The following is a 19,510-nucleotide window of genomic DNA, read 5'->3' on the forward strand; positions in this document are numbered from 1 at the left end:
GCCGGTGCAGCTGGCGCTCGGCTACGCGTCCGAGGCGGTCCGCGATCGCGTGTTGTCGGATACCTTGCTGGGTGCACACTTCCGGCTCGGCATCGTCGTGCTGATGCTGGTCGCGCTGCGGCTCGCGTGGCGCTGGCGGCACGGCACGCCGAGACATGCGCCGCCCGGCGTCGCGGCCGGCCACTGGCGCATCGCACGCGGCGTGCATCGCCTGCTGTACGCGCTGCTGCTGATGCTTCCGTTGAGCGGTTACGTGATCTGGATCTGGATGGGCGCCGATCGCGCGCTGATCGGTCCGCTCCAAGTGCCGGCCCTGTTCACGCCGCCGGCCGACGACGAAACCGGCCGCGCCTGGGCCTGGTATCTGCACGTCTACGGCGCCTGGGTGTTGATCGGTCTGGTCGTGCTGCATGCCGCCGCGGCGCTGCGGCATGCCTGGCGCGGCTCCGGCGAGCGTCGCGACGCGTCGGAGCGACATAGGGATGCCCACGCCGATCGTTGATGCAAACGGCAGGCCCGGCGGGGCCGCGCCGCCGGGCGCGCGCAGCAGGCGCTTCCATGCCGGCAGCACCGATTGCCTTTGCGACATCGCGCATCTATCGTGAGGTCGTGCTGCTCTTCTTCTCCGGGGATCCCCGATGGACCTGATCGACGTCATCGTCGTCGGCGGAGGCCCGGCGGGCCTGACCGCAGCGACCTATCTGCGCCGCTTCCATCGCAGTTGCCTCGTGCTCGACGCCGGCCAGAGCCGCGTACGCTGGATTCCCGAAAGCAACAACTGTCCGGGCTTTCCGCACGGCGTGTCGGGACCGGCGCTGCTGCTGCGCATGCAGGAGCAGGCGGCCTCGGTCGACGTGCCGATCGAGCAGGCGCGCGTCGATCGCATCGCGCGCGACGGGGAAGGGTTCGAGCTGTCGGCCGGCGAGCGCCGCTGGCGCGCGCGGCGGGTGATCCTCGCGACCGGCATCGTCGATCGCCTGCCGGACGAACCCTGGGTCGCCGAGGCGATCGCCTGCCGCGCGATGCGCCTGTGCGCGGTCTGCGACGCCTACGAGGCGACCGATCTGCGCATCGGCGTGCTCGGCGCCAGCGACGTCGTCGCCAGTCATGCACGCTTTCTGCGCACCTATTCGCGCTCGGTCTCGGTGCTGCCGACCGACGAGGGTGACGGCGCGGACGCGGGCCGCGAATCGCGCGAGGCCGGCGTGCGCTGGTTGCCGGCCGGCGGCCGGCTGCATTTCGACGGGCGGCGCTGCATCTACACGCCGCCGCATGGCGATCCGGTCGAATTCGATACCGTCTATCCGTATCTGGGCTGCGAGACGATCGCCGGCATCGCCGCGGCGGCCGGCGCCGAGCTCGATGCGGCCGGTGAGGTCGTGGTCGACGCCGATCAGCAGACACGCCTGCCGGGTCTCTATGCGATCGGCGACGTCGTCAGCGGACTCAACCAGATCGCAGTGGCGGTCGGGCAGGCGGCGCTCGCGGCGACCCACGTGCACCATCGTCTGCCGTTCGTGGCGCGTGCGTAATCGGCCGGTCCGACGCGCCGGCGTTCGGACCCGGCTGATGCTTTGCGCGGCGACTGCGTGCCGCCGTTGCCGCCGCCGAGCGCTGGACCGCAGCGGATAACCGCGGACCTCGCGCGGACGTCCCGACACCCATGACGGGCTGCTCCGCGCCGCGGCCACGCTGTCCGGCGCAGCGCTGCGCGGCTCGCCTCGGCGGACGCCTCAGGCCTCGCTGCGAAAGCCGATGCGCTGGTGCGTGCCGTCGCAGTAGGGCTTGTTGGCCGAGCCGCCGCAGCGGCACAGCCGCGTCGCGGTCACGCGGTTGATCGTGCGGCCGGTGCCGCAGCACAGCTCGAGATTGCCGGTGACGACCAGCGGCCCGTTGAGCTCCGGCTCGACGCCGAGCGGACCGCCGCGCGCCGGCAGCGGATCGGACGGAATCGTGTCGGGCTCGCCGGTGGCCTTGAAGCCGATCGCATTGTGGCTGCCGTCGCAATAGGGCTTGTTCTTCGACGCGCCGCAGCGGCACAGCACCGCGCGCATGCCGACCGGCTGGCCGTCGATCAGCAGCTGCGCGCGGATGCCGAGCGGGCCGTTCTCGCGTAGCTGCACCAGGTTGACCGGCGGCGGCGCTTCCTCGGCGCCGCCGTCGTGGCGCTGGTACTGGATCGCACCGGACGGGCACATCTGGGCGATCGTGACCAGGGCTTCGGTGGTCGCCGCATCGGGTGCGATCCACGGACCTTCGACATTGGCCTTGAACACGCGCGGCAGGCCGAGCACGCAGTGGCGTGCATGGATGCAGCGCTTGCCGGCGTAGATCAGATCGATGCCGGCGCCGGGAATGCGTTCGCGGCCGTCGTCGAGAGGAATCGGCAGCGGTGGCGCGTCGCCGCTGCCGGGCGTGAGCGCTGCGACCGGCGCCGGTGCGGGTGTCGACGCCGGCGTCGGTGCGATGGCCGTCGTCGGCGCGGCGACCGCTGCCGGCGCCGCCACCGCATGCGGCGCCAGGCGTCGCGCCAGATGATCCAGGCCGCGCGCCGCTTCGTGCAGTAGGCCGGCCTCGCCGGGATAGCGCGCGCCCAGCAGCTCGGCGCGGCGCGCGAGTTCGTCGAGGCGCTCGACGACGATCGCGACGCTCTCGACGTCGGCGGCCAGCGCGGCGGCCGAGCGCAGCGTCGCGAAGCTGAGGCCGGCGGTCGCCTCGGGCAGCTCGGGGCTGGCCGGCAGGCTGCCGAGCCGCGTCGCGATCGGCGTCAGCAGACGCATCAGGTCCACGCTGGTGCGCACCAGCGCGCGCTGGGTGGCGGCATCGGCACCGGCATAGGCCAGCGACAGGCAGCGCAGGCAGTGGTTGTACAGCGCATTGCCCAGATCGAGCAGGCAGGCCGCCGGCTCCAGCGTGATCCACAGCTTGCCGCCCGGCGTCGGCGGCCGCCGCATGACCGGATTGTGCGCGCTCATGCGCGCCGGCCGGAACGCCGGCCGCGCCTCGCGCAGCGCGGCGAACTCGCGCTGGATCGCCAGGAAGCGCTGGTAGTGCGAGCGCAACTGGCCGGCCTCGGCGCCTTCGCCCTGGCGCACGATCGCGTCGATCGCGATATGCGCGGTCTTGAGACAGCGCACGACCTTCAGATCCGGCAGGCCGCAGGTTTCGGCGCTGAGCTGATGCGCCGGCTGACCGATGAACAGGCGGTCCTCGCCGATCGTCGCGGCGAGCCCGGCCAAGCCCGCATCGATCGAGGCGTAGAGCTCGCCGACGGTGCCGTAGTCGGTCGTGATCGTCATCACCCGGTCCATCGGCGCGCCGCGCGCGTAGGCCTGCGGCGGCTCGAAACCGGCGCCGTCGGCGACGTCGGCGCCGCCGGGGCGTTCCAGGTAGATGAAGTGCGCCAGCGTCTCCCAGTTGAACGGCGTCAGCTTCACGACGACGCCGGCCGGGTGATAGCCGGGCTCGACCGGGAAGTTCTGGTGCGCCAGATGCGCCGGCGCGCCGAGTGCCGACAGGATGTTGCAGACCATCGCCAGATGGCCCATCTCCTCGATCGCGACGGCGAGGATCTCGCCGCGCCAGCGACGGACGGCGGCGAGCTCGTCTTCGGACAGGTCCTCCTCGACGCGCTCCTTCAGGCTGAAGGCCGCGTAGAGATAGCAGCACATCAGATGGTGCTCGATCTCGGCGGCTTCGGCGAGCAGCGCCCACAGCTGTTCGCGGGTGGTCGGTACGGCGGCGGGCTGGGGCATCGCGGGATCCAATGGCCGGGCTGCGGCCGATTATGCCGCCGGCCGCGGCGCCCGGAGCGCGGGCCGATCCGCATCCGCACGAAAATGCTGGTCCGCGCTCCGGGCACCGTCGCCCCGCGCACCGGCCGGGCGTCTATGCTGTGGCGATGCAGCCGATCGGACCGACCCCTCATCCGCCTCGTCCAGACCTCGCATTCGCCCGCTGCCGGTCCGCGCGGCGGCGCCGGGCGGCAGGCTGGCTGGCCGGCCTGGTCATCGCAGCGGCGGGTCCGGCGGCGCTGGCCGAGGTCCGTCACAAGGCCGAACGTACCTACTACGACGTGGTCGGCGACAGCGTCGAGGCGCTGCGCGCGCAGCTGCAAGCCCAGCGGCCGCGCGGCGAGGATGGCGGCCGCTACGACGCCTATACGCGCTGGAAGCTCGAATGGCAGTACCGGTTTCGCGAGCAGCGCGACGGTTGCCGGCGCATCTCGCTGCGCACCGATCTGACGACGACGATCCACCTGCCGCGCTGGCAGGCGCCGGCCGATGCGGCACCGGACCTGGTGCGACGCTGGGAGGCCTACGTCGCCGCGCTGGACCGTCACGAGCGCGGTCACGAAGCGCTCGCGATCGAGGCCGCTGAGGCCGTCGAGCAGCGCGTCGGCGCGATCGGCCGCGCCCACGATTGCAAGACGCTGGAAGCGGAGGTCAACGCGGCCGGCGAAGCCGTCGTCGAGGACTACAAGGCACGCCAGCGCGCCTACGACGTCGAGACCGGACACGGCCGCAACGAGGGCGTGCGCTTTCCGTGAGGTTCCCCGATGAGGCCGGTGCGGCGCGAGCGCGTGCTGCGATTCGACGACGGAAAGGCGCGGTGTCGTGCGGCGACGGCGGCGTCGGCATCGTCGGCATCGTCGGTGCAGGATTGCGACCACGATGCGCGTAGGAAATCGCCGCTTCGTGCGTCGTGCCGGTTGACGCTGCGGCGAACCGGCGCAGACTGATCCCGCAGCTTCGGTCGATCGAGCCGGCCGGCTGTTCGGGCATGCAGGGAGAGGACATCGTGATGAAGGAGACCGTATTCTTCGGCGCGGCGACGGGCCTGCCGATCCTGCCACCGGCGCTGACGATCGTGGTGACGGCGCCGACGCGGCATGCGGCGCGGGTCGCCGCGCAGTCCGATCGTCGGCAGCGGGGAGGTGGATCGGCCGCACCGCCATGCACATCCGGTCGGACGGCCGGATCATCGCCGCGCTCGAAGTCCGGGGACGGCCGATGAGATCGCCGCGCGTGGTGTTCAATCCGGCCTTGCTCGACGATTTCGTCGAGACGCTCGACGCCGCCGAACTCGCCGCTCACGAATCGCGCTACGTCGGCGACGGCGATATCGCGCGCCTGCGGCGCCGATCGATGCAGGCGTTCGGCGCGTCGCTGTCCGGTCTGCTTGCGCAGTGCCGCACGCGTGAGGATCACCAGCGCCTGGGCGAGTGGCTCGACGCAGTGCACGAATACCGGCTGATCTGCTACGCGGAGACCGGGTACGCGGATGCGTGCTATCACCGCATCCACAGCGCGTACTGTCATGCGGAGCGGGTGCTGCGCAGAGGAGGGCGGGGGAAGGGCGTTCGATGACGGTGGCCTTCCTTGGGTTGTTTGTCCTGACTCCGCGCCTCCTGCGCCGCGCCCTTCGGACCGCCTTCGATGTTCGCGCCGCTCCTGCGGCGCTGCGGGCACGCGAGGAAAAGCGACCCTCCGGCCTGGGGCGTGCGGAAAGAAGGCGCCGGTGCCGCCCGCTGCAAAGCGAAACACGGCACGGGCCGTGACGACAATGCATGGGACGGATCCTCGCGCTCACGAGATCAGGGCTGCACACGCACCGCCCATTGTTCCGGGGCCGGTATCACCGGTCACTGCCTATCATCGGCGGGCCCGTCCACCCCAGATCGCAATCGAAGATGACCCAACCCGCCCCCGCGCTCAAGCGCATCCCGCGACTATGGGCCGCGCTGCTGCATCTGGCCGCACTCGCGCTGGCCGGCGCCTTGTTCGCAGGGCGCACGCTCGCGGCGTTTCGCTGGGAGGTCGTGCTCGACCGCGCGCCGGACTTCTACAGCCACGTTTCCAATTTCTCGATCAGCTACTTCCTCTACGCCGGCATCGGCTACCTGTGGCTGGCACTCGGCGTGCCGATGCGTGCGATCGCCTGGCTGGGTCTGGTGCTCGCGGCCGCCAATCTGGTCTACGAGACCGCGATCCCGGTCCTCAACACGCCCGATCCGGTCGACGCGCTGTACGGACTGGCCGGCACCGCGTTCGGCGCCGCGCTGCTGATCGCGATCGACCGCTACGGATTGCAGCCGGCGCCCGGCCGATCGCGCAGCGCGTGATGCGGCGGGCGCCTCAACGCGCCAGTTCGATCGCGCCGTCGGCGGTGTGGCGGGCGTGCAGCGACCAGCCGGCGTCCAGCGCGGCGAGCAGCGAGGCGGTGTCGGACGGGCGGAACACGCCGCTGATGCGCATCGCGCCGAGCGAGGGATCGGCCAGCCGCAGCGGCGTGGCCGTGTAGCGGTTGATCTCGGTCAGGACTTCGTCGAGCCGGCGGTCGCTGAAAATCAGCTCGCCGCGCGTCCAGGCCTCGGCATGCTCGGGATCGAACGGCTCCACCTGGGCCAGCGGCCCGCTGTCGCCGTAGCCGACGCGCTGGCCCGGCGCGAGGGCGGTCTCGCCGGCCGTCCCGTCGGTCAGGCGCACGCCGACCGCGCCTTCGAGTACGGCGACCGTGACCCGCAGGTCGCGGTGCTCGACCTGGAAGCGCGTGCCGATGTCGCGCACGCGGCCGCGGCCGGCGTATACCTCGAATGGGCGCGTGTCGGCGGCGACGGTCAGGTCGACGCGACCGCGGCGCACCTCGAGGACGCGCTCGGCATCGTCGATGCGGACGCCGAGCGCGGTGTCGGTGTCCAGCCGCACCTGCGTGCCGTCGGCGAGCGTCAGTGCGCGCTGCTCGCCGATCGCGGTGGCGTACTCGGCGGTGGCGACGCCGGCGAACGGATCCAGCCAGCCGATCAGGCCGGCCGCCAGCATCAGCACGGCCGCTGCGGCGACCGAGATGCCGCTGCGCCAGCGGCGGCGGTGCTGCGCGTGGGCCGTGCCGCGCCGCGCCGGCCGGGCCGCCGCCGCGATCGCCGGCGTGTCGCCGAGTCCGGCGGCCGCCTCGTCGAGCGCGGCGACATCGAGCCAGACGTCGACGTGTACGGGATCGGCCGCGCACCAGCGCTCGAAGGCGTCGCGGTCGGTGGCGCTGCAGTCCGGCGCCTTCAGCCGGGCCTGCCAGTCGGCGGCCCGTTGCAGGACGGCGGAGTCGTGGACGGAGGCGTTCATGGCAGGTCTCGCGAGGCGAGGAGGCGGTCGACCTTGGCGCGCAGCTCGCGCAGCGCGCGCGAGATGTGCTTCTCGACCGCCTTGACCGAGATCCCGCAGCGCGCCGCGATCGCCGGGTAGCTCAGCGCGTCGACGCGGTTGAGCAGATAGACCTCGCGGCAGCGCGGCGGCAGTTCGAGGATGGCTTGGCGGGCGAGCATGAGCTGCTGATGGTCGGCGACGTGGTGTTCGGGCGTGGGGTCGTGGGAAGGGGCTTCGGCCAGTTCCAGTGGCATGGTGGCTTCGCGCTGTGCGGCCTGACGCTGGCGGTCGCGGTGCAGATTCAGCACGATCCGGTAGGCCAGCGGCGTCCATTCGGCCGGAGCAGCGCTGTCGCGGTAGCGCAACAGGCGCAGGAATCCTTCCTGAACGAGATCCCTGGCATCCTCGGTGCTGACGCCGAGATTGACCAGGAAACGCTGCAGCGGCACGCGCCGCTCCGCGACGAAACGGTCGAACGCCTCGTGCGCAGCGGCACCGCCGGCCTTGATGGGGGCAGGGGTCATGCGCGCATCATAAGGCTCGGCCGCGGGGGCAGGCAGCGACGGGCTGGCGACTAGCACGAAACTCGAGGGTGATGTGGCCGATCGCCACGGCCTCTCGTAACGCGGCAGGCAGCGATCCCCCTACCCGTCGCACGCGCATGCAGGCCGCGCCTCAGAACCGGCGTGTCGCGCCGAGCCAGAAATAGCGGCCGACCGGGTCGTCGAACCGCGGGTTGTAGCCACCGCTGGCCTCGTCGTAGTTCTTCGGCGTGTGGTCGAACAGGTTGGCGACGCCGAGCGAGAGGCGCCAGTCGCGCCAGCCGGTGTAGGCCACGCTCGCGTTGACCAGCGTGAAACCGGGCGTCGAGCACTTGTGCACGGCGGCCCGGTAGTCCGGGCAGTCCAGGGTGTCCGCGTCGTACTGACGGTAGCGGTAGTGGCCGGTGTGGCGCAGCAGCAGCGTCGAGGACCAGGCGTTGCGGCTCCAGCGCAGCGCCCCGATCGCGGTCAGGCGCGGCTGGCCGGCGTAGCCGGCGCGCTCGTACTCCGGAGCGTCCGGCATCGGGCGGACGCTCAGCTCGTCGAGCCAGTTGGCGGCGATGTCGAAGCCGAACGTGCCGTAGCGCGTCGGCGCCGACGTCCAGCGCAGGTCGAGGTCGACACCGCGCGTCGTGGTCCGCCCGAGGTTCACGCGAAACAGATTGACGGCCTCGAGCCGTCCGGCCTCGTCGCGCACCAGCGCATCGGGGAACGCAGCCGGATGCTGCAGCGCATAGCTCAGCGGAATGTCGCCGATCTCGTCGCTGCGGCGCAGCTGATAGAGGTCCAGGCCGATGCTGAAGCGCTCGGCCGGTTCCCAGATCAGGCCGGCGTTGATGCCGCGCGAGGTCTCGGGACGCAGGTTGCGGTTGTAGCCGCTGCGCTGCTCGAGCAGACAGTAGATCTGCGTGCCGCTGCTGGCCGACAGCGCGCACGGCAGCAGCGCCTCGGGCACGGCCACGTACTCGTAGCTGCCCTGCTCGACGAACGGGGGGCGCTGCTCGAGCGGGGCCGGCGTGCGCCAGCCGCGCGTCACGCCGGCGCGCAGCAGCACGCTCGGCAGCGGCGTCCAGAGCAGGGCGAGCGCGGGCGAGGTCCGCGAGCCGAAGTGGCTGTCGCGCTCGACGCGCCAGCCGAGATCGACCTGCATGCCGCCCGGCAGCGGCACGCCGGCACGCGCGTAGCCCGAGCCGGTCGTACGCGTGGCATCGTAGCGTCCCTCGAGACGGCCGATCAGCAGATCGTCCGAACTCAGCGACGCATCGGGGGCCTGGTGCAGCGTCTCGCGGCGCCATTGCGCACCGGCGTCGATGCTGATCTCGCCGGACGACCAGCCGCCGACGTGGCCGCTGACGGTGCTGGCGACATCGAGCACGCGCGTGCGTGCCCGGTTGTCGAGCGGCGGCGCCAGCGCCAGCGCCAGCTGCGGGTCGACGACCGGCAGATTGAAACCGTAGTGGTTCTCGTTGGTGAGGTCGAGGAAGCGGTCGCGGTTGACCAGGCCGGTGATGCGTTCCTCGACGCGGCTGTGCTCGACGCCGACGATGTTGTCGAACGTCCAGGTGTGCCCCTTGCGTTCGAGCCCGAACTGCGCGCGCGCGACCTCCGAGCGCGTACGCTGGCGGATCGGGCCGATGTCCCAGAAGCCGTAGTAGAGGTAGTCGCCGCCGGGCAGGCCGGCGGCGGCCGGATTGACGATGACGCCGGCCGATGGGGCGGACTGCTGCCGATGGTCCACGCGCGCCAGACGCAGATCCGCGTACGCGTCCCAGGGTCCGGTCAGCGGCATGCGCACGTGGCCGAGCAGCGAGCGCGAGTTCTTGCCGGTGCGCAGCGTCGTCACCCGGGTGGTGTCGGCCAGGCAGCGGCCGTCCTTGTCGAGATCCTGCGCCGCGCAGCCGGCGCGGGCGCGCAGGTTCTCGAGTCCGAAGTCATCGCTGAAGTTGCCGGGAAACGAAAACACGCTGCGCGCATCGCGCAGGCCCTCGCTGCGTCGATCGAGCGTATACCAGTCGCGGCGATCGCCGAGCAGCGGATCGGCGTCGACCGCGTCGACCATCAGCAGCAGATCGGCACCGTTCGCGAAATGCTCGCCGAGCGCTCCGGACAGCTGGCGATGGCCGGCGTCGCCGCGGCTCGACAGGCCCTGCAGCGTCGTGATCTCGCCGCCGTCCAGGCGCTTGCGCAGCGTGATGTCGATGACGCCGGCCATCGCCGCGGCGCCGTAGCGGGTGCCGGCACCGTCGCGGATGATGTCGATGCGCTCGATCATCGCCAGCGGAATCGAGCCGATGTCGGCGATGCCGCCGTCGCCGCCGGCCAGGCCGTAATCGGTCAGGCGCCGGCCGTCGAGCAGCAGCAGCGTCGCGTGCGCGCCGAGCCGCCGCAGCGCGACCGAGGCGGCTCCGGAACTGCCGGCGCGGAACAGGCCCGCGCTGTCGCCGCTCATCGCCTCGGGCTGGCGCGTGACCTGGACGCCCGGCTGCGAGCGCAGCAGATCGAACAGCGTCAGATAGCCGCTGGCCTGGATCTGTTCGCGCGTGATCGTCGTGGTCGGTGTCGAGGTCGCCGTGACGATACGGCCGAGCCGATTGCCGTGGACGTCGACCTGCGGCAGCTGGGCGTGCTCATCGACCGCCGACGGCGGTGCCGGCTTCGCCGGCCGCTCGGCGCGGACCGGTGCGGCACGGCGCAGCACGAAGGTGCCGCCGCCGACCGCGGTCGCCTCGATGCCGGTCGCGCGCAGCAGGCGCTCAAGTGCCTGCTGCGGAGTGAGGCGCCCGGACAGGCCCGCGCTGGTCCGCCGCGCGACGATCTGCGGCGGATAGAGCAGCTGCACGCCGCTCTGCGTGGCCCAGGCGTTGAGCACCTCGCCGAGCGGGCCGCGCTCGATCCGGTAGTCCACGCCGGCGGCCGCGTCCGCCCGGGCCGGAGGACCGGCCCAGAGCAACAGCAAGGCGATCAGACACGCTAGGCCCTTCATCGCGCGCTCGTGCAGATACCCCGTACATCGATCCTTGACGGTTCGGAAGACGGCCCGCGGCGGCGCACCGCCGGGACGCCGTCCCGGCATCGTCGATGCCGGTGGCGGCTAGCTTGCTATGGGACCGCACGACTCGCCAGCGACCGCGGCCGGTGATCTGCAAACAACTGATACGTCGGGCAGGCGGCACCGGGCGCCGTCCCGCTCGAGGCGGGTGCCGCCGGCAGGCAGTGGGTCGGGCATCAGCATACCGGAAGGGCCTCGTGCGCAGGTCGCGGCGCAAAAAAGCAAAGGCCCCCTGCTTCCTCAGGGGGCCTTTCACGGCGACCCGACTAGGGGGAGGGCGACCGTGGCCGGACGGCGCAGGACGCGGCGCATGCCTCGGGGGGCGGTGCGGCAGGCCTGTCCGGATTTCCTCTTGCCCAGGAAATGCCGTCCGACGGTCGTCATCTTCGTCGGTCGCAGGTGCCGGCGGAACTGAACGAAATCGCCGCCGTACGCCAGACCGTTCGCACGCCGAGGCTTTTCGTACGAGGCATGCGGTTGCCGCGTGGACCGCCGGCGGCGGTGCAGGGGCAGGTAGGGGGGAGGAGGTCCGCCGCGTTTGGAGGGGGAGCGCTCCCGCACGATCGATACGAGGTGCCCCCATGCCGATCTCTTCCGTCGCATTGCAGCCGTCCGCCGCGCCGCCCTCGCTCGATCTGACCGGCAAGGCACGCATCCGCCACGCGGCGCTGCAGCTGTTCGCGAGCAAGGGCTACGCGCAGGCCTCGCTGCGGCGGATCGCACAGCGCGCCAATGTATCGCTCGCGCTGATCGGCCATCACTTCGGCAGCAAGCTGCTGCTGCGCGAGGCGGTCGATCAGTGGATCGTACGCCGCCTCGGCGAGGCGGCGCTGTCGTCGATCGACCTGCGCGCGCCGCTGGCCGAGGCCGCCGCGCAACTGGCGCGCGGCTATCAGGCCGGACTCGATGTGGAGCCGGACATGCGCGCCTATCTGCGGCGCACCGTGCTCGAGGACGTGCGCGGCGAGGCACTGGTGTTGTCGCTGTCGCTCGAGCAGATCCGGCAGATCCTCGGACAGGTGAGCGACGTGATGCGCGCCGGCAGTCCCGATCCGCTGCTGCCGTGGTCGGCCCAGGTCTTCGTGCAGGTGTTCGGCCAGCTGGTGCTCGAACCCGCGCTGCGGCGCGATGCGGCAGGCCTGACCGGCGGCGCCGCGCCGCAGCTGCCGTTCGCGGCATCGCCGGGCCTGCGGCATCCGGGTCGCGGCGAAGCGGCGGTGGCGCTCGGACTGGTCCATTCGCGTTGAACATGGGCCGTCGCGCCGATCACGGCCTGCTCTCGCGATGGAGCTGCACATGCGTCGTCGGGATCGGGCCATCGGCTGCGGCATTCGGATGCGAAACCTGCTATGTAGGCGCGACCGAGATCGCGCTCGTCGTACCGGTCGCCGCCGCGCCTGCGCGCCGCGTGCGCTTGGATCGATGCCGCCCGTCCCCCTGAACCGCAACAAAGGAGTGTCCATGAATACGCCCGTGCGTCTCCTCGCTCTGACGATCGCCGCCTGCATGGCGGGCGCGGCATTCGCCGCGCCGCCCCAGGAACCGGCATCCCCGCAATGGACCGCCTGGGGCGGCACGGTCGGGCTGCGCTTCAATCCCCATCTGCTCGGCGATCTCGGCATCGCCGTGGCGTCGACCGAAGGCAAGTTGCCGGCGCGCGCGGCGCGCCTGACCGACGGCCTGCAGGTGCGCCAGGCGCAGGCGATGGCCTCGTTCGATCTGCGCCGCGAAGGCAGCATCGCGTTCCGTGCCGAGCGCGGCTCGTTCGCGGGCTTCCTCGGCGGCGCGATCCAGGCCCGCGGCGGCTTCCGGTTCGAGCTGCCGGATGGCGCGATGCTGGATCTGACCGATTTCCGCCTGCAGCCCAATCCGGCCGATTCGATGCGGCTGGATCTGGCCGATCGCGACGGTACCGCCTGGTTCACGATCGACCACCTGATGTACGAGATGGTCCGCAGCCATCAGGTGCTGGCCGTCTATACGGCCGACGTGCGCGCCACGCGCGCGCTCGCCGAGCGCGTCGGGCGGCCCGAACTGGCCGGCCATCCGGTCGCCGACGTGGAACTGCTGACCGAGGTGCGCAGCCAGGGCACCGGCGGCGACCTCGATCCGCAGGGCAGCGGCCACTGGCACGGCGAGCAGGTCGACGGGCAGCCGGCCGGCACCGTTTACGAGGCCGACCTGTTCATGCAGCACGTCTCGGTCACGCGCATGCGCCAGTCCGGCACCAGCGGCCACGAGGGCAACGGCCGCGTCGTGTTCGCGCCGGACTCGACGCTGCGCAACAACCTTAACAACGGCAGCGCGGTGGAGACGATCCCGGGACAGGGCGCGCTCGGCACCAGCAGCGCGCTGTGGACCGCGCGGATTCCGTGGTACAGCAAGTTCAGCGGCAACTTCGCGCCGTACAACAACGACCAGCATCCGTTCCTGATCTGGAACATGTACCGCATCAATGCCGACGGCGGCATCGAGCAGATCGGCCGTTCCGGCGTCAAGCATGCCTGGCTGACGACCAACTGGGATTGCGCGCCGGGCGAGAACATCAGCGGCCAGATCCTCGGCCGCGGCTGTTCGGACACCTACAGCACGTTCAACAACGACGACAACTCCGACCTGTCGTTCCGCTCCGAGATCATTCCGGCGACCAACCAGTGGGGGCGCTGCGGATCGCTGTTCGACCCCGGCTGCGTCGGCAGCAACACCAACGACTGGCCGGAAGACGACGAGTACGAGCGCCGTCTGGTCGTCAACGAGTCGCAGATCAGTCCGACGCGCAACCCCGGAGCGACGTACCTGTTCGACTCGTGGTACCTGGCGCGCCAGGACATCAACATCTACAACTCGATGGCTTCGCTGACCGGCACGCCGACCTATTCGGGCGGCAACTGGTCGTTCGCGGGGCAGGGCAACTTCCGGCTCGGCTCGGTGACCGATCGCTGGGTCGAGGGCGCGCCGAGCGGCACCACGGTCGCCAACACCGAACTGGCCGTCACCGAGGGTCATGCGAAGGTCGCGGTGCGCGTCGTCGATCTCGGCAACGGCCAGTGGACGTATCACTACGCCGTCCACAATCTCGACTTCGCGCGCGCGGTCACCGAAGGCAGCGAGCCGAACCTGCGCGTGCTCGGCAACCGCGGCTTCGGTGCGTTCAGCGTGCCGCTGCAGGCCGGCGCCGTCGTCGGCACGCAGCGCTTCAGCGACGGCGACCTCGAGCCCGGCAACGACTGGACGTTCAGCTCGGCCGGCGGCCGTCTGACCTGGACCGCTCCTGCCGGCGCGTCGCTCGACTGGGGCACGCTGTACCTGTTCTCGGTCACCGTCGATGCGCCGCCCACGCCCGGTCAGAGCCGGCTGGACATCGCCCAGACCGGCACGCCGGCGTTCTACGACGTTGCCGTGCCGGTGCCCGGTGCGCAGGCGGACGAGATCTTCGGCAACGGCTTCGAGTAGGCACCGCCGCGGCGCGGGCCCGCAGCGGGCCCGCGCCTTCGTCGCGCCCGGTTCCGTGGGCGCTCTCGCCGCACCCGGCCATGGGCGCGGCCGCGCCGTTTCATCAGCCGGCAACGTGTCGCGCTGTCCTCACGACGCGCGCGCCCCGCCGCCTGGACGCCGATCACGACATCGTCCAGTGGGGAAGCCGGCTGTCTCCGCGTTCTGACTCCCGTGCCTTGCACGAAACGGCCTTGTCGCCGCTGCCGCACGTCCGGCCGAACGGCTCGGCGCGTGGCGGCGCAGGCCGGCCGCGGTCCATTCCAACGGGAGAACCCATGCGCAAGTCGATTCGTTCCAAGCCACTCGCCGCGTTGATGGCGATCCATCTGGGCACGCTGGCCGCCTGGCCTGCGCTCTCGCAGCCGGCGCCCGACGACGCGTCGGTGACGGCACGCAAGACCTATCTGATCGAGTTCGAGGAAGCCGGTGCGCTGCAGTACGACGGCAGCGTCGGCACGCTGTCGGCGACTGCGCCGCGTTCGGCCGGCGCGCAGGTGTTCGACGCACAGGCTGCCGAGGTGCGCGCCTACGTCGGCTATCTGGAGAACACCACGGCAATGCATACCGCGGCGATCGGATCGGCGCTCGGCCGCGGCCTGGAGGTCTCGCACCGCTACTTCTACACGCACAGCGGTATCGCGGCCGAACTCAGTGACGCCGAGGCCGCCGAGGTCGCACGCGTGCCGGGCGTTCGTTCGGTCACGACGCGCGAGCCGGACGTGCTGGCGACCTATCGCACCCCGCCGCTGGTCGGCGCGGAAACCGTGTGGAATCTTCCCGCACCGGGCGGCCCGGCCAATCGTGGCGCGGGAATCCGCATCGCGGTCCTCGACTCGGGTGCCAACTCGGCGCATCCCTCGTTCGCAAACGACGCCACCTGCGGCTTCTCGGCGGCCAATCCGAAGCTGGTCGCGGTCAGTTGCGCGACCGCGACCGGGCCCGGCGGCGCCTGCAACGGTCCGAACCCGGAAGCCGACGCCACGTCGAGCAGTCATGGCGTGCACGTCGCCGGTACCGCGGCCGGCAATACGCTGATCGCCGCTTCGACGACGCCGGCACCGACGCTGCCGGTGCCGTTCACGCAGCTGTCGGGCATCGCGCCGTGCGCCGGCGTCAACAGCTACAAGGTCTGCAATGAGTCCAACGGGCGCTGCGCGGCCGCCGACTCGGCCGCGGCGATCAACATGGCGATCGCGTCGGTCGGCGACGGCGTGCGCGTGCTCAACTTCTCGATCAGCGGCGGCACGTCACCCTGGAGTGCCGGCGACAACGATCGCAGGTTTCTCGATGCGGTCAATGCCGGCATCTTCGTCGCGGCCGCGTCGGGCAATACGCGTCCGGCCAATGAGGGCGGGCCGGAGAACCCGGTCGGCGCCGTCAACCATCGCGGGCCCTGGGTGATGTCGGTCGCCAATACCTATGCGACGGTGCGGCCGCTCGGCGGACGCTTCTCGGTCGCTGCCCCGGACCCGGTCGACGGCATGCAGGATCTGTACGCGCTCAAGGGCAGCACGACGCCGGTCGGCAGCGCGTTCAGCGGACAGCCGCTGCGCATCGATCCAGCCAATCTCGCCGGCTGCACGAACACCGGCGGCTTCGCTCCCGGCTACTTCGCCGGTGCGGTCGCGGTGGTGCGGCGCGGCTCGAACACGCCGGCGACCGAGGCCTGCGGCTTCGCCGAAAAAGTCACCAATGCCGTCAACGCCGGTGCGACCGCCGTCCTGATCGTCAACAACCAGTACGGTTCGCTCAGCATGACCACCAGCGGCGCGCCGACCACGGTACCCGCCTACAGCCTGGGCGATTTCGTCCAGTCCGATCGTCTCATCGAGCTGATTCGCACCTCCCCGGCTGACAGCGTCACCGGCAGTCTCGATGTCGACACCGAGCTGACCGACATGCTCAATCCCGGCAGCCTGCGCGGTCCGACGCCGGGTGCGCTGGCTGACCTGACCAAGCCCGACGTCGCCGCGCCCGGCACCGACATCTATGCGGCGGCGCGTACGGCCGATGGCAGCTATCGATATCTGTCGGGCACGTCGATGGCGTCCCCGCACGTCGCCGGCGCCGCGGCCCTGCTGCGCGCAATCCATCCGGGCTGGACACCGATGGAGGTCAAGTCCGCGCTGCAGATGACGGCGATCCGGCCGATGGGAGCATGGTGGGACGGTGACGGCGTCGGCAATGGCCGCATCGACGTGTCGCTGGCCGAGCGGGCGGGTCTGGTGATGGACGAGACCTACGCCAATTTTCTCGCCGCCAACCCGAGCAGCGGTACGCTCGACGTCAAGGCGCTGAACCTGCCTTCGATGCGCAACACCGCCTGCACGCCGTCGTGCACGTTCACGCGCACGGTCCGCAGCACGCTCGCCACCGCGTCGGACTGGAGCGTCGGCTTCGACACCGCGGCCGATCTCACGGCTACGGTGACGCCGGCCAGCTTCTCTCTGGCGCCCGGTGCGACCCAGACGCTGCAGATCACCGTCAGCGTCGATCCGAGCGGACGGCCGTTGACGGCGCCGAACATGCCCGGCTTCGGCGCGGTCGTGCTGAGCGAGACCGGCGGCCTGTCGCCGCCGCTGCACCTCAGCGTCGCCGTGCGGGCGCCGCGCGACTTCATCTTCACGGATGGTTTCGATCCGCAGTAGCCGCAGCTTCCGGCCCCGTTCGTGCTCGCGAGCGGGGCCGGCGGCACGTTCGCGAGGAAAGGCGATCCGGCAACCGAGGATAGGGCGTCACCGGCCTGCCGGCACGACCTTGCGCGACGCCGCGGCTGCGTCTCAGCTGGCTTCCTGCTGCCCGCACCGCGCCAGCCAGACCGTATGACCGCCGCAGTCGGGATCCTCCGCGCGATGGGCGCAGACCTCGAATCCGTGTGCCGCCAGCAGCGCGCGGTACGTCTCCGGCGCCAGGCTCGCGTGGTACAGCGGTTCGCCGCGGTACTCGCCGATCGCCTCGCCGTGTGCCGGTCCGCTTGTGAACATCAGCGCCGTACCCGGCGCGGCATGGCGCCGAAACACCGTGAACATGCCGCGCTGATCATCGTGATTCAGATGGAAGAAGCTGTCCCAGGCGAGGATGCCGTCATAGGTCCGGCCCAGATCGAGCCCGCGCATGTCGGCGACCTGCCAGCGCTGCATCGGAAAACGGGCACGGCAATGGGCGATCAGCGAGGGGGAGGCATCGACGCCGTCGACGTCGAAGCCGCGCTCGATCAGGTAGCCCGCGATCGGCTCGCCGATGCCGCAGCCCAGATCGAGCACGCGGCCGCCGGCCGGCAGCAGCGCGATGAAGCGATCGAGCCAGTCCCGTTCGACCGGCGCACAGGCGCGGCGGTCGGACGCATAGGCATCGGCGTGGCGTTCGTAGAGGTCGATGATCCGAGCGGCGGGCGTGGCCATGACGAGCACCTTAGCATCGCGTCCGCCGATCGCAACGGCTCGATTCGGTCCGGTCCGGCACGCCCCCGTCTGCCGGCCGGCAGTCGCTGCGTGCGACCGGCTGGCGCTGTCCGGCCGGCGGATGCAGGATTCGGCGGAGGCTGGGCCTTTTCGGGCCGAGAGCCGCCCGAGCATACTCGCGCGGCGTTACGATGCCGATCCGGCCTCGGTGGGGTCGGCCACCCAGGCCATGCAGATGACGCCCGAGGAAGCCATCGCCTTTGTCCGCACGCACGGCATCGTGCTCGAAGCGGCAGCCGGCCCGGTGCCTTCGCTGGCCGAGGCGATCGCCGGCGCGCCGATCCAAGGCAGCTGGTGGCCGCATCCTCGTGGCAAGGCGATATTCCGGGCGACCCGTGCGGTGCGCGCCGCGGACGAGGTCCTGGTCTGCCGCCTGATCGACGGCAAGATCACGCTGGTCCATCGTCTGCTCTGGCCGGCCCTGGTCCGCTGTGCCGGTCGCTTGCAGGCCGACCGCCTGGCACGCGTGACCGAGACGCACACTGCGGCCGGGCGCCATGCCGTCCGCACCATTTCGTTTCCGCAATGGGTGCCGGCGACGGTATCGCTGGAGGCCGATGCGCTGACCGAGCGCGCCGCTCTGGAGCGGCTGCGCCGGTGCATGCCCATCGATGCGAACGGCTAGGGCGTGTCAACACTATATTGGATCAATCAGATAGAGCGTTGGACTGTCCCGAGTTTTAAGACACTTCCCAGCCTCACGCCGCGGCCTGTTCGAAGGCCTCGGGACTGATGCCGCCCAGATGGCTGTGACGGCGGGTTCGCACGGCAGGCGATGTTCGAAGATCACGCATCGGTCAATCCCTTCCGTATCATGCTTTCGGCCGCGGCGACGATCGCTTCGGTCGAGTCGCGCGGCGTCCAGCCGAGCATGCTTGTTGCCTTCTCGTGAGACGTCTTCTTTGCGTAGCCGAGATCGGGAAGAATGCCGCGGACGGTCAGATTGAAGAGGGACGCAATCCTCAGCAACAGGTTTGGAGCCACCCGGGTGGGAACTCTCCCGGCCGCATCGCAGAACTCGGCCCTGAGGATGGACGCGATCTCCTTCATGGAAAGCGCGCGGCCGCTCGAGAGCAGAAACCGCTCGCCGGCGGCGCGCGGGTTCGTCATGGCCAGGACGTGCGCCTTGGCCACGTCCCGGACGTCCACGATGGGCACATGGATGTCCGGCAGGGCGCGCATCCGCCCGGAGAGCATGAGCTGAATCAGGTGATTCGCGCCGGTGATCTCCTTGCCGAGGACCGGCCCCATCACCGCAACGGGCAGCACCGTCGTCAACTCCATGGCGCCAGCGGCGCCGGAAAGAAAGTCCCATGCCGCCCGTTCCGCGAGCGTCTTGCTCTTTCCATACGCATCCACACCCGGACCGTCGATGTTGGTCCAGTCGCTCTCGGTGAAAGCATGGCTGCGGCGCGGGTGCCCCCAACCGACGGCATGAAACGCCGAGGTCAACACGACCCGTCTCACTCCCGCGTCCCGCGAGGCACGCAGCACGCGCAATGCGCCCTCTCGTGCAGGCGCTATCACCTCGTTCTCATCTCGAACGTATCCGGGCTGCACCGGAGAAGCCACGTGCAACACGAACTCGACGGCGGAAGCAGCTTCCGTCCAGCCCGCATCATTGTCGAGGTTTGCTGCAGTGAAACTCAGCCTGTCCGAGTGCACCATACCGGCGTCCTCGAGCGCTGAGCGCACGGCCGCCTCCTTGTCGAGGGATCTCACCGTGGTCCGTACGGAATATCCCTGTTCAAGAAGCTCGAGAATGCAGTGGCCGGCAATGAAACCGGAGCCTCCGGTCACAAGAACATGCGAATGTCTCACAAG

General features: G+C 70.7%; 16 protein-coding genes. 10 read left to right on the plus strand and 6 right to left on the minus strand.

Annotated elements, in window-relative coordinates:
- Both VMR06_RS00005 and VMR06_RS00010 read left to right on the plus strand, forming a co-directional pair.
- A partial coding sequence (locus tag VMR06_RS00005) for a cytochrome b (RefSeq protein ID WP_325371682.1) occupies positions 1-502 on the plus strand: 502 nt, incomplete at its 5' end.
- Positions 503-638: 136 nt separating this feature from the next.
- Complete coding sequence (locus VMR06_RS00010; protein WP_325371684.1) at positions 639-1,532, plus strand: NAD(P)/FAD-dependent oxidoreductase; 894 nt, start codon at positions 639-641, stop codon at positions 1,530-1,532.
- Positions 1,533-1,733: 201 nt separating this feature from the next.
- Here VMR06_RS00010 and VMR06_RS00015 read toward each other — a convergent pair whose 3' ends face one another.
- A complete protein-coding gene (locus VMR06_RS00015) occupies positions 1,734-3,755 on the minus strand; it encodes a ferritin-like domain-containing protein (protein WP_325371686.1) in 2,022 nt (673 codons plus the stop codon).
- 146 nt (positions 3,756-3,901) lie between these two features.
- On the opposite strand from VMR06_RS00015, the gene VMR06_RS00020 reads away from it, so the two are divergent.
- From VMR06_RS00020 to VMR06_RS00035, 4 genes are all read left to right on the plus strand, one after another.
- Positions 3,902-4,549, plus strand: a complete 648-nt coding sequence (locus tag VMR06_RS00020) for a DUF922 domain-containing Zn-dependent protease (RefSeq protein ID WP_325371688.1) — start codon at positions 3,902-3,904, stop codon at positions 4,547-4,549.
- 155 nt (positions 4,550-4,704) lie between these two features.
- Positions 4,705-5,016 (plus strand): hypothetical protein, encoded by a 312-nt coding sequence (locus VMR06_RS00025; protein WP_325371690.1) that lies wholly within the window; start codon positions 4,705-4,707, stop codon positions 5,014-5,016.
- An 11-nt stretch (positions 5,017-5,027) separates the two neighbouring features.
- Entirely contained in the window at positions 5,028-5,369 is a 342-nt protein-coding gene (locus VMR06_RS00030) for a hypothetical protein (RefSeq protein WP_325371692.1), read from the plus strand.
- A gap of 323 nt (positions 5,370-5,692) precedes the next feature.
- Entirely contained in the window at positions 5,693-6,124 is a 432-nt protein-coding gene (locus VMR06_RS00035) for a hypothetical protein (protein ID WP_325371694.1), read from the plus strand.
- 13 nt (positions 6,125-6,137) lie between these two features.
- On the opposite strand, the gene VMR06_RS00040 is transcribed toward VMR06_RS00035, so the two are convergent.
- The 3 genes from VMR06_RS00040 to VMR06_RS00050 form a co-directional block, all read right to left on the minus strand.
- The gene (locus VMR06_RS00040) at positions 6,138-7,118 is read right to left on the minus strand and encodes a FecR family protein (protein ID WP_325371696.1); all 981 of its coding nucleotides are present in this window, start codon (positions 7,116-7,118) and stop codon (positions 6,138-6,140) included.
- Positions 7,115-7,663: an RNA polymerase sigma factor gene (locus tag VMR06_RS00045; RefSeq protein WP_325371698.1), complete on the minus strand. Its 549-nt coding sequence runs from the start codon at positions 7,661-7,663 to the stop codon at positions 7,115-7,117. The genes VMR06_RS00040 and VMR06_RS00045 overlap by 4 nt, the downstream gene beginning before the upstream one ends.
- 151 nt (positions 7,664-7,814) lie before the next feature.
- On the minus strand, positions 7,815-10,664 hold the full coding sequence (locus tag VMR06_RS00050) for a TonB-dependent receptor (protein ID WP_325371700.1): 2,850 nt from the start codon (positions 10,662-10,664) through the stop codon (positions 7,815-7,817).
- Positions 10,665-11,311: 647 nt separating this feature from the next.
- Here VMR06_RS00050 and VMR06_RS00055 point away from each other — a divergent pair.
- The 3 genes from VMR06_RS00055 to VMR06_RS00065 all read left to right on the plus strand — a co-directional run bounded on the left by VMR06_RS00055 (position 11,312) and on the right by VMR06_RS00065 (position 16,873).
- The gene (locus tag VMR06_RS00055; protein WP_325371702.1) at positions 11,312-11,977 is read left to right on the plus strand and encodes a helix-turn-helix domain-containing protein; all 666 of its coding nucleotides are present in this window, start codon (positions 11,312-11,314) and stop codon (positions 11,975-11,977) included.
- Positions 11,978-12,191: 214 nt separating this feature from the next.
- The gene (locus tag VMR06_RS00060; protein WP_325371704.1) at positions 12,192-14,183 is read left to right on the plus strand and encodes a hypothetical protein; all 1,992 of its coding nucleotides are present in this window, start codon (positions 12,192-12,194) and stop codon (positions 14,181-14,183) included.
- Positions 14,184-14,500: 317 nt separating this feature from the next.
- Positions 14,501-16,873 carry a S8 family serine peptidase gene (locus VMR06_RS00065; protein ID WP_325371706.1) on the plus strand — a complete coding sequence of 791 codons (2,373 nt, stop codon included), beginning with the start codon at positions 14,501-14,503 and terminating at the stop codon, positions 16,871-16,873.
- A 132-nt stretch (positions 16,874-17,005) separates the two neighbouring features.
- On the opposite strand, the gene VMR06_RS00070 is transcribed toward VMR06_RS00065, so the two are convergent.
- Positions 17,006-17,626 carry a class I SAM-dependent methyltransferase gene (locus tag VMR06_RS00070; protein WP_325371708.1) on the minus strand — a complete coding sequence of 207 codons (621 nt, stop codon included), beginning with the start codon at positions 17,624-17,626 and terminating at the stop codon, positions 17,006-17,008.
- Here VMR06_RS00070 and VMR06_RS00075 point away from each other — a divergent pair.
- Positions 17,619-18,311 (plus strand): hypothetical protein, encoded by a 693-nt coding sequence (locus VMR06_RS00075; RefSeq protein WP_325371710.1) that lies wholly within the window; start codon positions 17,619-17,621, stop codon positions 18,309-18,311. The genes VMR06_RS00070 and VMR06_RS00075 overlap by 8 nt on opposite strands.
- Positions 18,312-18,472: 161 nt before the next feature.
- Here the strand turns inward: VMR06_RS00075 and VMR06_RS00080 are convergent, their stop codons facing one another.
- Positions 18,473-19,507: an aldehyde reductase gene (locus VMR06_RS00080; protein WP_325371712.1), complete on the minus strand. Its 1,035-nt coding sequence runs from the start codon at positions 19,505-19,507 to the stop codon at positions 18,473-18,475.
- Between the last annotated feature and the right edge of the window lie 3 nt (positions 19,508-19,510).

It is taken from the genome of Dokdonella sp. (assembly GCF_035511235.1).
Classification (GTDB): domain Bacteria; phylum Pseudomonadota; class Gammaproteobacteria; order Xanthomonadales; family Rhodanobacteraceae; genus Dokdonella.